Source organism: Pseudomaricurvus sp. HS19 (assembly GCF_009857815.1).
Taxonomy (GTDB): domain Bacteria; phylum Pseudomonadota; class Gammaproteobacteria; order Pseudomonadales; family Cellvibrionaceae; genus Pseudomaricurvus.
On sequence record NZ_WVVW01000001.1, the window covers coordinates 1131582 to 1145149 of the forward strand.

Here is a 13568-nt window from a genome sequence, read left to right on the forward strand (position 1 = left end):
CTCTCAACCGCTCAGTTCATCCAAACCGGCGCGAATCGGCTTGATCAGCTCCACCACCGCGGCGGCAATGGTTTCGGCACTCTCGCCAGCCAGCTGACCCATGCGGCCCACCAGCAGGCTGCCCACCACGGCACCATCGGCTGATGCAGCAATGGCCTTGGCACTTTCTGCATCTTTAATGCCAAAGCCTACGCAAATTGGCAGGCTGGTCAACTGTCGCAGGTGACCAAGCTTGGTGGCAACCGATCCTACATCCAGGTGGCCGGCACCGGTGACCCCTTTCAGGGAGACGTAATAGAGGAAGCCACCGGCCAGGCTCACGATGTGACTGGCGCGGGCATCGGTGGTGGTTGGGGCCAGCAGGAAAATATTCTCAATACCCACCGCCTTCAGCTCTGCGTTCAGCTCTTCGGCTTCTTCCGGTGGCAGGTCAACGGTCAGCAGGCCGTCAACACCGGCCGCCTGGGCCTGGGTGGCAAAGGCCGCGTAACCCATCCGCTCCACCGGGTTAGCGTAACCCATCAGCACCACCGGGGTGGTGGAGTTGGTCTCGCGAAACTGTTTCACCAACGCCAGCGTTGAACGCAGGGAGGTCTTGTTGGCCAGTGCCCGCTCATGACCGAGGGCAATGACCGGCCCTTCCGCCATGGGGTCGGAGAACGGCACACCCAGCTCGATAATATCGACACCGGCATCCACCATGGCGTGCATGGTGACCAGTGTGGCTTGCGGTACCGGATCACCGTTAACAATGTAGGTAACCAGCGCTTTGCGGCCCTGTTGGCGCAGTGCTTCCAGGGTAGTTGTAATACGATTGCCCACGCCTTATACCTCGATCCCATCAATGGCTGCTACGGTGAGAATATCTTTATCGCCACGCCCGGAGAGGTTCACGATAATAATCTGGTCCTTGTCCATGGTTGGCGCCAGCTTGGCGGCATACGCCAGTGCGTGACTGGATTCCAGTGCCGGCATGATGCCCTCAACCCGGGTCAGGGTGCGGAACGCTTCCATGGCTTCATCGTCATTGATGGCCACGTAGTTGGCACGACCGATATCTTTCAGCCAGGCGTGCTCGGGGCCAACGCCGGGATAGTCGAGACCGGCAGAAACCGAGTGAGTCTCGATGATCTGGCCGTCCTCGTCTTCCATCAGGTAGGTGCGGTTACCGTGCAGTACGCCGGGGATACCGTCATTCAGCGGTGCAGCGTGTTTGCCGGTCTCAACGCCATAACCACCGGCTTCCACACCGTAGATCTGTACCGACTCATCGGTCAGGAACGGGTGGAACAAACCGATGGCGTTGGAGCCACCGCCCACGCACGCCACCAGCGCATCCGGCAAGCGGCCGGTCTGCTGCAGACACTGCTCGCGCGCTTCACGACCGATCACACACTGGAAGTCACGCACCAGCTGTGGGTACGGGTGCGGGCCAGCCACGGTACCAATGATGTAGAAAGTATCATCCACATTGGTAACCCAGTCGCGCATGGCTTCGTTCATGGCGTCTTTCAGGGTTTTGGAGCCGGACTCAACCGCGTGTACAGTCGCGCCCAGCAGCTTCATACGGTAGACGTTCAGCGACTGGCGCTTGACGTCTTCAGCACCCATATAAACTTCGCACTTGAGCCCCAGGCGCGCCGCCACAGTGGCGGATGCCACGCCGTGCTGACCGGCACCGGTCTCGGCAATGATGCGGGTTTTACCGCTGTATTTTGCCAGCAGCGCCTGACCGATGGTGTTGTTCACCTTGTGGGCGCCGGTGTGATTCAGGTCTTCACGCTTGAGGTAGATACGGGCACCGCCCAGCCGCTCGCTCCAGCGCTCGGCGTAGTACAGCGGTGAAGGCCGGCCAACGTAGTGGGCCAGGTCCCGGTCGAATTCCTGCTGAAAGTCAGGATCATCCTTCAGGCGGTTGTACATCTGCTCCAGCTCATCGAGAGCCGGCATCAGGGTTTCCGACACAAAACGGCCGCCGTACTGGCCGAAGTGCCCGCGCGCGTCGGGGAATTGACTGTAATCCACCGCTGCAGACTGCTTTACTTCACTCACTGATTTTCTCCGCTTTCGCCTGGCGTACAAACGCCATCATCTGTTCGACGTCTTTCTTTCCCGGTGCCGCTTCGACACCACCACTGACATCCACGCCGTACACTCCTGTCGCCGCTACTGCCGCCGCTACATTCCCGGCATTCAGACCACCGGCCAGAACCAGAGCTACATCACTCTGTTGCGGCACCCGCTGCCAATCGAAGGTCTCGCCGGTTCCACCGGGCACTCCGGCCCGGTAGGCGTCCAGCAGGATACCCACAGCCGACGGGTACTGCGTCATGGCCGCGGTCACATCCAACCCCTCTTTCATACGCAGGGCTTTGTAAAATGGACGCTGATACTGCGCACATTGAGCGTCACTTTCGTTGCCGTGGAACTGCAATACGTGCAGCGGCACCTGTGCCAGCACCCGCTGTACAAACGCCTCCGGCGCATCCACAAACAAGCCCACCACGGTCACAAAAGGGCCGACACTCCTGGCAATTTCCGCGGCCTGTTCCACACTCACATGACGCGGGCTCTTTTCATAGAACACCAGCCCGATGGCATCCGCCCCGGCCGCCGCCGCCTGACGGGCGTCCCCGACCGAGGTAATACCGCAAATCTTGACCCGCACCTGTGCCATGACCCCTGTGTCCGCGACCCCGGCTGCCTACCCCGCCAGGGCCCAAAATGAAGCGCCCGATACTAACAGAACTGTAGCGCAAATGCTGTATCTGCCCCCGATTCCCCGCTGCTCAGCCGCCACCAAAGCCACCCAGCGGCTCGCTGAAGAATATCGGCCCCGGCGCCGGACGCGGCAAGCGGAATTCGTCCGGATAATCGACCCCCACCAGATGCAGCCCCTGGGGCTTTGCCGTGACCCCGGCCAGTCGACGATCCCTGCCCTCCAGCACCTCGGCCACCCAGCCCGGCGACTGCTCCCCCTTGCCCACCGGCAACAGGGCGCCCATGATATTGCGCACCATATGGTGCAGGAAGGCGTTGGCGCGAACCTCAGCCACCAGCAGATCGCCGCGACGGGCCAGGTGCAGGTACTCGATGGTGCGCACCGGGCTGCGGGCCTGACATTGGGAAGCACGGAAAGCACTGAAGTCGTGGCACCCCACCAAATACGATGCCGCCTCCTGCATGGCCGCCAGGTCCAGCTCTTCGCGCACCCAGGTGAGCTGCTGGAAAGCCAGCGCCGGGCGCTGTGGCGTGTTGATGATGACATAGCGATAGGTGCGGCTTTGGGCACTGAAGCGCGCGTGAAAGCGCGGGGTTACCTCGCAGGCCCAGCGCACAGCCACTTCACCCGGCAGGCGTGTATTGACGCCCCGGGTCCAGGCCCTCTCCGGGCGGCGGGCCATGGTGTCAAAGTGCACCACCTGATTGGTGGCGTGCACGCCGGTGTCTGTACGCCCGGCACAAACCAGAGTGACAGGCTCATCCGCCACGGAGGAGAGAGCCTTTTCCAGCGCCTGCTGCACCGTTGCAACGCCACTGGGCTGCTTCTGGAAGCCGTGAAAGACCGCACCGTTGTATTCGAGCCCCATCGCCACCCGCACCATGCCATCGGGAAACACCCCCTCTTCGAGAATTTCGACGTTGCGCTCGTAGGGCTTTTGCACCGGCGGATAGGGTTCGGACATGTCGGGCTCTGTAGTCATCTGCAGCGGGAATAACGGGTTACAACACACCTGGCGAGGCGCTGCTGACTGCGACCCGCAGGAATAAAAAAACCTTGTGCACCGGTCAGCGCACAAGGTTTTCAGGTAGCGGTTACCCGCCGGACGATCAGCCCATACGGGAGATCAGCTCCTGAGCCTCCTGGCGCTGCTGGTCGCTGCCTTCGGCAACCACTTCATCAAGAATATCGCGGGCACCATCGCGGTCTCCCATATCGATATAGGCGCGCGCCAGGTCCAGTTTGGTAGCCACCTCATCGGTATCAGCCAAAAAGTCGAGATCGGCATCAAGGTCATCGTCGCCACCCAGAACATCTTCCGGGGATGGGAGATCCGTCAAACCATCGCCCGACAACTCAACACTCTCCTGGGCAGGCTCGGCAAAATCAGGCATGGCATCCAGCTCCGGCATCTCCAGATCCGCATCCAGCTGGGCCGAATCTGCAGCATTGTCGAGCCAGGAATCATCCTCGGCCAGACCATCGGAGAAGCTGTCGTCGCCACCTGCAGGCAGCTCGAAATCGCCCGCCAGATCACCACTGTCAAAGGTCTCGTCCAGCTGCGCCAGATCGGCGTCGGCAGAGAGTGCATCCAGCTCCTGATCCAGCGCGTCCAGATCCAGGGAGTCCAGATCCACATCAAAGGCGTCATCACCCAAGTCAGGCTCGGACTGGGACAGGTCCGGCGCTGCCGGCGCGGAATCGGCGAGCTCCAATGAGGAGTCGTCCAGCTCGAAGCTGTCAAAACTGTCGAATTCTACAGGCTCCTCCGGCTTGGCATCTGCCTCGCTCAAACCCGGTTCAACACTGCCTTGGTCATTCAGGGAAAAGTCCAGATCATCACCGAAACCGAGCGCCTCCCCACCCTCTTCGCTACCGGTGTCGGAGTCGAAATCCAGGCTCTCCAGATCAGAGGCCAGATCCAGAGACAGGTCGTCAGATGCCACCTCTTCAGAGCCCGCATCGTCGAGACTGAACTCCAGTGTGTCGGCATCGGCGTCCGCATCCAGATTGAAATCCAGGGTGTCGGTATCCGCGTCCGCATCCAGATTGAAGTCCAGGGTCAGATCCTCATCAGCGGCTGGCTGGTCTGCCGTTACGCTGAATTCGTCGCTCAGGTCGAATTCAAGGTCCCCGGTTGCCGCCTCGTCAGCACCACTGTCAGAGGGGTCGTCGCCGAGGGTAAACTCAAGCGCTCCCAGATCTCCGGCCTCCATGTCATCGGCATCACCAAACGACGCCAGACCACCAAACTGCTCCGACAGCAGGCCCGCCCGGGCAATGGTTGCCGCATCGGCAGTGATCTGCAGGGCCGAATACTGCTTCTCGAAGCCGGGCTGGTTTTTGGTCTCGGCGTAGACCTCCAGCAGCTTGAATCGGGCAGCATCGTTGGTGGGATCGGACTCCAGAGCGTTGAGCAGCATATCTTCCGCTTCGGCAAACTTGCCCAGTGAGATATAGATATCCGCCTCACCAACGACGTCTTCAGTCTGCGAGCGCGTCGCTTCAGGCGCCTCATCGGGATCGCTCTCAAATCCGGCATCAAAGTCGAAATCGTCCTGGTCGTCTTCGGCAGCCAGCTCCTGCATGACCACCTCATCGAAAGCGTTGTCCACTTCCGCATCTGTGACGTCATCGAACGCCAGCTCCAGCTCCTCACTGTCAGCAGGCTCCTCCTGCTTACGCCGTCTGAGGAGCAACAGGCCAGCCAACAGCAGGGCTGCCACACCACCAGCAACGTAGGCGATGTTATCCATCACCATATCCATGAAACCGGGTTCCTGGCGGGAGGAGACCACCACTTTGGTGGGGTCGGGCTTTTTCTTGTCAGCGGCCGGCTTTTGCGGCTCTTTTTTCTCTTTAACCACCGGGGCTGCTTCAGCAGCCGGTGGTACTGCCTCACCACCAACCTCTTCGGCTGGCGCTGGTGCGACTGTCTCTTTCACCACTTCTCCGGCAGCGCCGGTATCACTGGCTTCTGCTTTCTGACCGGCGGCCAGCTGCAGTGCTGCCAGCTCCTGACTGGAAACCTCCAGCAGACGTTCCATGGTATCGATCTGGTCCTGAAGCTCCTGCACCTGGCCTTTCAGCTGCGAATTTTCTCGCCGGGAGCGGTCCAGCTCCTCCATGGAAATGGCCAGGTCATTTTGCAGTGACTCCACCTGGGCGCCATCGCCGGAGGAGGCCTCACCCGCGGCCCTGCCGCTGCTGGCTCCACTGCTGCTTTCAGCCGCAGCCACTTTCAACCGTCCGCTGACGCCGCCATCGGCAACGGCACCACCGCTGCGGGACTTGCTGGCATCCAGTTGTGGACCGGTGGCAGCACCGCCCCACTGATCGTTCTGCTGCGCTACTTCGCTGATTGCCTGAGTCTTGCTCAACTGGGCAATCTGGTCTGACGTGGGCACACGCAACACCTGACCGCGACGCAGCAGGTTGATATTACCGTCAATAAAAGCTTCGGGATTGAGTCTCTGGATGGCCAGCATGGTCTGCTGGACGCTGAATTCGCGACCCGGGCGAACCTTCAGGGCAATAGCCCAAAGCGTGTCGTTGGCTGAGACAGGTCCGTAGACATCACCACCACGGGATGCGGTCTGGACAGGCTCAGCCTGTGTTTTTTTTGCCGGGGGCGCCTCTGCGGCATCCTCAGAGGTAGCTGCCTGGGCCTCTGTAGGCGCAGCGGCTGGCTCGGGGCGGCTCACAGGAGCCTTGGTCGCCGTTGCCGGCTGGCCACGGGAGACCTCCACCGGACGGGCCGTCTCATCACCAAAGACCGGCAGGTCCATCAACACCGTGTATTCGCGCAGGATACGACCGCTGGGCCACTGGGTTTCCAGCAGGAAGTTCAGGTAGGGTTCCCGCACCGGTTGCGGACTGGTCACGCGCACCACCGGCCCACCGGCAGCCTTCAGGTCGACATCAAACTTGAGACTGCTGAGGAAATAGACCCGATCTATACCGGCCTTTTCAAAATCGGTGCCTGATGCCAGCACAATACGGATCTCGTCTTCATTGAGATCCCGTACCTGCAACAGCTTGATTTCGGCTTCGAGAGGCTGATTGAGCCGGGACAACAGCTTGATCTCCCCCAGGCCCAAGGCGCTGGCGAAGTCTGCCCCCATTGCTCCCGCCAAACCTACGGCTAATGCCAGTTTACGAAGACGCATAGATCGATCCTTTTTATATTTCCCTGGCCCCCAAGTGCCGACGAATCTTGTGTCCGATATCCATATCGGTCGGGCTTCCCATAACCCCAAGTGCTTTTGCTTACGATCCAAACGGGCAGAAACCTCGAATAAATCTTCACTAACACACGTAAGTATTCAATATAAATAGTCTTTTAGCAACAATCGACCCACCCACTGTCAAGGGTTAGGAATTCGGCCAAGGCGCAAGTATGAAATAGTGCACAAATTCAGGCGCCACTGCCAACCTTTGCGACCAGCGGGCCCGATTCCAGCCTCGCCAACAGCGTCGCCCAGCCTGCGGCCACGACCCTTACCCCCAAAACAACAGGGCCCGGCAAGTGCCGGGCCCTGTTGTTGCTGGCAAACAGCAATCCTGCGAGGACTATCCTCAACCCTCAACCAGGATGCGCAGCATACGGCGCAAGGGTTCCGCCGCACCCCACAGCAGTTGGTCACCGACGGTGAATGCATTGAGGTACTCCGGCCCCATGCTCATTTTGCGCAGGCGACCCACCGGAATCGACAGGGTGCCGGTTACCTTGGTGGGAGTCAGGTCACGCATGGTCAGCTCGCGATCGTTAGGCACCACAGCCGCCCACTGGTTGGATTCGGCGATAATGCTCTCAATATCTGCCAGCGGTGCGTCCTGGGTCAACTTAATGGTCAGAGCCTGGCTGTGACAACGCATGGCCCCAATACGCACGCAGGTCCCATCGATGGCAATGGGGTTGTCACTGCGACCCAGAATCTTGTTGGCTTCGGCCTGCGCCTTCCACTCTTCGCGGCTCTGGCCATTGTCCAGCTGGGTATCAATAAACGGCAGCAGGCTGCCAGCCAGCGGATGACCAAACTGATCCGTCGGGAATTCGCCGCTGCGCATGGACTCGGCAATCTTGCGATCAATCTCGAGGATGGCACTGGCCGGGTCAGCCAGCTCGGGGGCCACAGCATCGCGCAGAGCGCCCATCTGGGAAATTAGTTCGCGCATATTCTGGGCGCCAGCGCCACTGGCCGCCTGGTAAGTCATGGCCGACACCCACTCCACCAGACCTTCCTTGAACAGACCACCCAGCCCCATCAGCAGCAGACTGACAGTACAGTTACCACCGATGTAGTTTTTCACACCCTTGGTCAGGCCGTCACGGATCACACCGTCGTTAACGGGATCGAGAATAATCAGGGCGTCGTCCGCCATACGCAGGCTGGAGGCCGCATCAATCCAATAGCCATCCCAGCCGGACTTGCGCAGCTCAGGGAATACTGACTTGGTGTAATCACCACCCTGACAGGAAACAATGGCGTCCAGCGTGGACAGTTCGGTGATGTCGCTGGCGTCTTTCAGCGCAGGAATATCCTTGCCAATGGCAGGACCCTGACCACCCACATTGGAGGTGGTGAAAAAGATTGGCTCGATGTCAGCAAAATCGTTTTCTGCCAGCATACGCTCCATCAATACGGAGCCCACCATACCACGCCATCCGACAAATCCTACGCGCATTGTTACCTTCTCTAATTGCGGTTAATAACTGAGCAAGTCGCTCAAAGTGAGGGCGCAGAGTTTACCACAAAAAAGGGGCGGTCTGCGACCGCCCCTTTTTAACCTCTCCACTGCTGGCTGCGATCAGAGCGCAGCAACCACCGCATCACCCATGACCGAAGTGGACACCTGGGTCATGCCTTCGGACATGATATCTCCGGTGCGCAGGCCCTGGTCCAGCACCTTGCTCACTGCCGCTTCAATGCGGTCAGCAGCGGCACCTTCCTGCAGCGAGTAGCGCAGCAGCATGGCGGCGGAAAGGATAGTGGCCAACGGGTTGGCGACGCCTTGACCGGCGATGTCCGGTGCCGAGCCGTGGCATGGCTCATAGAAGCCCTTGCTGCCCTCGTTGAGGGAGGCTGACGGCAACATGCCGATAGAGCCGGTGATCATGGAGGCCTCGTCAGAGAGGATGTCACCAAACAGGTTGCCGGTAACGATAACGTCAAACTGCTTGGGATTGATCACCAACTGCATGGCCGCGTTATCCACGTACATATGGCTGAGGGTAACTTCGGGGTAGTCCTTGGCCACCTCCTCCATAATCTCGCGCCACAGCACGGTCACCTCCAGCACGTTGGCCTTGTCCACAGAGCAGACGCGCTTGTTGCGCTGCATGGCAGAGTCAAAGGCCACCTTGGCGATACGGCGGATCTCGGATTCACTGTAGACGTCTGTGTTGTAACCCTGACGCTCACCGTTTTCCAGTGTGCGGATACCGCGCGGTTCACCAAAATAGATACCGCCAGTCAGTTCACGCACGATCAGGATATCGAGACCGGCCACTAACTCCTTCTTCAGCGGCGAGGCGTCAGCCAGCTGCGGGAAGGTGATCGCCGGGCGCAGGTTACCGAACAGGTCCAGATCGGAACGAATGTCCAGCAGGCCAGCTTCCGGGCGCAGGTGGCGCTCGGTCTTGCCATCCCACTGCGGACCACCAACCGCACCAAACAGAATGGCATCGGCGGCACGGGCCTTGGCACGGGTCTCTTCCGGATAGGGGTGGCCAAACTGGTCATAGGCGCGACCGCCCAGCATGCCCTCAATAAACTCCAGGCCCAGGTTATCCTGCTCATTCACAGCTTCCAGCACCTTGCGGGCCTCGGCGATAATTTCGGGGCCGATACCGTCCCCTTCCATAATCAATACAGTACGACTCATTCTCTTATCCTGAACAATGACAGGCGCCATGGCCGGCGCCTGATCGTAAAACAATAACCAACTAGCGTCCGTAGGTAGCCGTAAAAGTGGCCTGCCCCAAACGATTGGCGTTAATCATAAAACCCAGCAACGCCGCCGACGCATCCTCGGGCAGCTCCAGCTTTTCCAGCCCCAGCGCGTGCACAGTGAAGATGTAACGATGGGGTTTGTCACCCACCGGTGGGCAAGCCCCGCCAAAGGCGTAGCTGCCGTAATCGTTGCGCACATGCAACGCCCCGGCAGGCAATCCGGCACCGCCCTCCTCTCCGGCATTAGCCGGCAACTCAGTCTCCGGCGCCGGGATGTTGTATACCAGCCAGTGCCACCAGCCGGAACCGGTGGGCGCATCCGGGTCGTACACCGTTACCGCGAAGCTTTTTGTACCCTTCGGGGTTCCACTCCACTTCAGCACCGGTGAGCGGTTATCACCCTCGCAACCAAAGCCCTGGTAGACAAAGGCGTCTGTCAGGGTTGAGTCCGGTGCGATCTCCGGACTGACGAGAGTAAACTCGGCCGCTGCAACCGCTTGCGCCAGCAACAACGCTGACAATCCGCCTAAGCACTTTTTCCACATGGCAAATCTCCTTTTGCATTTTTGGGCTGAAACGTCCGGCACCCCGGGGGACGCCGGACGGACTGGCGCATTAAGACAGCAACCTTACCCGGCGACGATTGCACCAAACAACCAGGGCGCCTGCTGCTTGCGGCGCTCTTCGTATTCACGAATGGAATCGGCTTCCTGCAAGGTCAGGCCGATATCATCCAGTCCATTGAGCAGGCAATGCTTGCGGAATTCATCCACCTCGAAACTGAAGCTTTCACCCGCAGGGGTGGTAACCACTTGCGCGGCAAGATCGATAGTCAGCTCATAGCCTTCGCTGGCATACATCTCGCTAAACAGCTGATCCACAATCTCTGCCGACAGAATGATTGGCAGCAAGCCGTTCTTGAACGAATTGTTAAAGAAAATATCCGCGTAGCTCGGTGCAATAATGGCACGGAAACCGTAATCGTCCAGCGCCCATGGCGCGTGTTCACGACTGGAACCACAGCCGAAATTTTCCCGCGCCAGCAGGACACTGGCACCGCTGTAGCGAGGGAAATTCAGCGGGAAGTCCATATTCAATGGACGCTGGCTGCAATCCTGATCCGGCTGCCCCTCGTCCAGGTAGCGCAATTCATCAAACAGGTTTTTACCAAACCCGGTGCGCTTGATGGACTTGAGGAAGTTCTTCGGAATAATCATATCGGTATCGACATTGGCGCGATCCATGGGCGCCACGATACCTTTGTGCTGGGTAAAACTTTTCACGTCAGTTTCTCCTGTAAAGCGGCTTACAGATCGCGCACGTCAACAAAGTGACCGGCAATCGCCGCAGCGGCTGCCATAGCCGGGCTCACCAGGTGGGTACGACCACCGTAGCCCTGACGACCTTCGAAGTTGCGGTTTGAAGTGGAAGCGCAATGCTCACCGTTGCCAAGCTTGTCGGCGTTCATGGCCAGACACATGGAACAGCCCGGCTCGCGCCATTGAAAGCCCGCTTCCAGCAGAATCTTGTCCAGCCCTTCCGCTTCCGCCTGGGCTTTCACCAGACCGGAACCCGGTACCACCATCGCCTCTTTGACATTGGCGGCGACCTTGCGGCCCTTCGCTACTTCAGCTGCCGCACGAATGTCTTCGATGCGGGAGTTGGTGCAGGAACCGATAAAGACCTTGTCCACATGGATGTCGGTAATCTTTTGGCCAGCAGCGAGGCCCATGTACTGCAGCGCGCGTTCAATACCCGCCTTCTTCACGGGATCGTTTTCGGCGGCGGGATCCGGCACGGCGGCATCCACCGGCAATACCATCTCGGGAGAAGTACCCCAGCTTACCTGCGGTTTGATAGAGGCGCCGTCAATTTCAACCACCTTGTCAAACTGTGCATCGGCATCGCTCACCAGCTCGCGCCACTCAGCCACTGCCATCTCCCACTGCTCACCTTTTGGCGCGTAGGTACGACCCTTCACGTAGTCGATGGTGGTCTGGTCAACCGCCACCATACCGGCGCGGGCACCCGCTTCAATGGCCATGTTACAGACGGTCATGCGCCCTTCCATAGACATATCGAGGAACACCTGGCCGCCAAACTCAACCGCGTAGCCAGTACCACCGGCGGTACCGATCTTGCCGATAATGGCCAGCACCACGTCCTTGGGCGTGACGCCGGCACCCAGCTCGCCGTCCACACGGATCAGCATGTTCTTCATTTTCTTGGCCACCAGGCACTGGGTCGCCATTACATGCTCCACCTCGGAGGTGCCGATACCGTGAGCCAGGGCACCCAGGGCGCCGTCAGTGGCGGTGTGGGAGTCGCCGCAGACAATGGTCATGCCGGGCAGGCAAGCGCCGCTCTCCGGGCCAATTACGTGCACGATGCCCTGACGCTGGTCATTGATCTTGTACTCGACGATGCCGAACTCATCGCAGTTGTCGTCCAGGGTTTTTACCTGGATGCGGGAGACGGAATCCTCGATACCGTCCACACCGGAGGCACGCTCCTTCTGGGTGGTGGGTACGTTGTGATCCGGGGTCGCCAGGATGCTGTCCACACGCCAGGGCTTGCGACCGGCCATGCGCAGGCCTTCAAACGCCTGCGGGGTGGTCACTTCATGAATAATGTGGCGGTCGATGTAGATCAACGCCGAGCCATCATCCCGCTCTTTGACGAGATGGGCTTCCCAGAGTTTGTCGTAGAGGGTCTTGCCTGCCATAGGGTCCTCACTGCACGGCTAATCACCGTTATTGGGGTTACTGCTGCGGGGCCTCAGCCCCGATCACGGAATGAGCGAATTTTAGGAACTGCCGACAAATAATACAAATTCATCTTTTTTATAATTTGAATTCCAGATTGGAATACCATTAGGATGGCAGGTATGGATACCCAACACCTGAAAGCCTTTCTCACGGTAGCGCGCAGCGGCTCCTTCACCACCGCTGCCCAGCAGCTCTACCTCACCCAGCCCGCCATCAGCAAACGCATCGCCGCGCTGGAAGAGCTGCTGGACTGCCGCCTGTTCGACCGGTTTGGCCGCAGTGTCACCCTGACTGAAGCGGGCAAGGCGCTGCTGCCGCGGGCAGAGCAGATCCTGCAATCCGTTGCCGACACCGAACTGGCACTGGCCAACCTCGCCGGTGAAGTCCGCGGGCCGCTGCGACTGGCGACCAGCCACCACATCGGCCTGCACCACCTGCCCCAAATCCTGCAGACTTTTACCCGCGCCCACCCACAGGTACAGCTGGAGCTGGACTTTATCGATTCGGAACAGGCCTACGAGGCACTCCAGCGGGGGGATATCGAACTGGCCCTGGTCACCTTGCCGGACGAGGCCACCCGTGCCGCCATGAGCGGTGTGGAGGCACTTCCCCTGTGGCACGACCCGTTAAGCCTGGTAGTGGCACCAGATCACCCGCTGGCACTATCAGGTGCATCGAGCCTGGCTCAACTGGCAAACTACCCCGCCATCCTGCCAGCTGCCCACACCTACACCTCACGCCGGGTGCAAGCGCTGTTCGAGTCCCATCACCTAACCCTGAACACCACCATGGCAACCAACTACCTGGAGACCATCAAGATGATGGCCTCTATCGGTCTGGGCTGGAGTGCCCTGCCTGACACCATGCTCGGATCATCAGACCCTGCGCTGGCCATCCTCGACATTGCAGGCGTACAACTGTCCCGAACCCTGGGCTGCGTCAGCCGCCCCGACCGCACCCTCAGCAATGCAGCACGAGCCTTTCTGACAGACCTGCAAGCTACCCGCACCAGCAAATTCGCCACCGGCAAAAAGTAAAACATGCGCCATGCGTCATAGAAGACAATCCACCAGCGGGTTAGTCTGCCGCGCAGCTTAAGTACTTCTGACAACCCTGAATCAC

11 protein-coding genes are annotated in these 13568 nt (G+C 59.6%); 1 reads left to right on the plus strand and 10 read right to left on the minus strand.

From position 1 onward, the window contains the following. Positions 1–3: 3 nt before the first annotated feature. The 10 genes from trpA to leuC form a co-directional block, all read right to left on the minus strand. Positions 4–822 carry a tryptophan synthase subunit alpha gene (gene trpA, locus GSF27_RS05075; protein ID WP_160966330.1) on the minus strand — a complete coding sequence of 273 codons (819 nt, stop codon included), beginning with the start codon at positions 820–822 and terminating at the stop codon, positions 4–6. Between the two features lie 3 nt (positions 823–825). Further along, positions 826–2052: a tryptophan synthase subunit beta gene (trpB, locus tag GSF27_RS05080; RefSeq protein ID WP_160966332.1), complete on the minus strand. Its 1227-nt coding sequence runs from the start codon at positions 2050–2052 to the stop codon at positions 826–828. Continuing rightward, positions 2045–2668 carry a phosphoribosylanthranilate isomerase gene (locus tag GSF27_RS05085; RefSeq protein WP_160967515.1) on the minus strand — a complete coding sequence of 208 codons (624 nt, stop codon included), beginning with the start codon at positions 2666–2668 and terminating at the stop codon, positions 2045–2047. Before GSF27_RS05085 ends, trpB begins: the two co-directional genes overlap by 8 nt. Before the next feature lie 121 nt (positions 2669–2789). Then, entirely contained in the window at positions 2790–3686 is an 897-nt protein-coding gene (gene truA / locus GSF27_RS05090; protein ID WP_160966334.1) for a tRNA pseudouridine(38-40) synthase TruA, read from the minus strand. Positions 3687–3831: 145 nt separating this feature from the next. Then, positions 3832–6891, minus strand: coding sequence for a FimV/HubP family polar landmark protein (locus GSF27_RS05095; RefSeq protein ID WP_160966336.1), 3060 nt, complete (start codon positions 6889–6891; stop codon positions 3832–3834). Between the two features lie 409 nt (positions 6892–7300). Continuing rightward, positions 7301–8410 carry an aspartate-semialdehyde dehydrogenase gene (gene asd / locus GSF27_RS05100; protein ID WP_160966338.1) on the minus strand — a complete coding sequence of 370 codons (1110 nt, stop codon included), beginning with the start codon at positions 8408–8410 and terminating at the stop codon, positions 7301–7303. 123 nt (positions 8411–8533) lie between these two features. Continuing rightward, a complete protein-coding gene (gene leuB, locus GSF27_RS05105; protein WP_160966340.1) occupies positions 8534–9610 on the minus strand; it encodes a 3-isopropylmalate dehydrogenase in 1077 nt (358 codons plus the stop codon). 61 nt (positions 9611–9671) lie between these two features. Beyond that, the gene (locus GSF27_RS05110) at positions 9672–10223 is read right to left on the minus strand and encodes a YbhB/YbcL family Raf kinase inhibitor-like protein (RefSeq protein WP_160966342.1); all 552 of its coding nucleotides are present in this window, start codon (positions 10221–10223) and stop codon (positions 9672–9674) included. An 84-nt stretch (positions 10224–10307) separates the two neighbouring features. Next, positions 10308–10961, minus strand: coding sequence for a 3-isopropylmalate dehydratase small subunit (gene leuD / locus GSF27_RS05115; RefSeq protein WP_160966344.1), 654 nt, complete (start codon positions 10959–10961; stop codon positions 10308–10310). A 23-nt stretch (positions 10962–10984) separates the two neighbouring features. After that, entirely contained in the window at positions 10985–12403 is a 1419-nt protein-coding gene (gene leuC / locus GSF27_RS05120) for a 3-isopropylmalate dehydratase large subunit (RefSeq protein WP_160966346.1), read from the minus strand. Between the two features lie 162 nt (positions 12404–12565). On the opposite strand from leuC, the gene GSF27_RS05125 reads away from it, so the two are divergent. After that, on the plus strand, positions 12566–13483 hold the full coding sequence (locus GSF27_RS05125) for a LysR family transcriptional regulator (RefSeq protein WP_160966348.1): 918 nt from the start codon (positions 12566–12568) through the stop codon (positions 13481–13483). Positions 13484–13568 lie beyond the last annotated feature (85 nt).

Coding starts and splice junctions, on each gene's coding strand:
- truA (WP_160966334.1), bottom strand. CDS start 3,686: ATGTCCGAACCCTATCCGCCGGTGCAAAAGCCCTACGAGCGCAACGTC.
- GSF27_RS05095 (WP_160966336.1), bottom strand. CDS start 6,891: ATGCGTCTTCGTAAACTGGCATTAGCCGTAGGTTTGGCGGGAGCAATG.
- asd (WP_160966338.1), bottom strand. CDS start 8,410: ATGCGCGTAGGATTTGTCGGATGGCGTGGTATGGTGGGCTCCGTATTG.
- leuB (WP_160966340.1), bottom strand. CDS start 9,610: ATGAGTCGTACTGTATTGATTATGGAAGGGGACGGTATCGGCCCCGAA.
- GSF27_RS05110 (WP_160966342.1), bottom strand. CDS start 10,223: ATGTGGAAAAAGTGCTTAGGCGGATTGTCAGCGTTGTTGCTGGCGCAA.
- leuC (WP_160966346.1), bottom strand. CDS start 12,403: ATGGCAGGCAAGACCCTCTACGACAAACTCTGGGAAGCCCATCTCGTC.
- GSF27_RS05125 (WP_160966348.1), top strand. CDS start 12,566: ATGGATACCCAACACCTGAAAGCCTTTCTCACGGTAGCGCGCAGCGGC.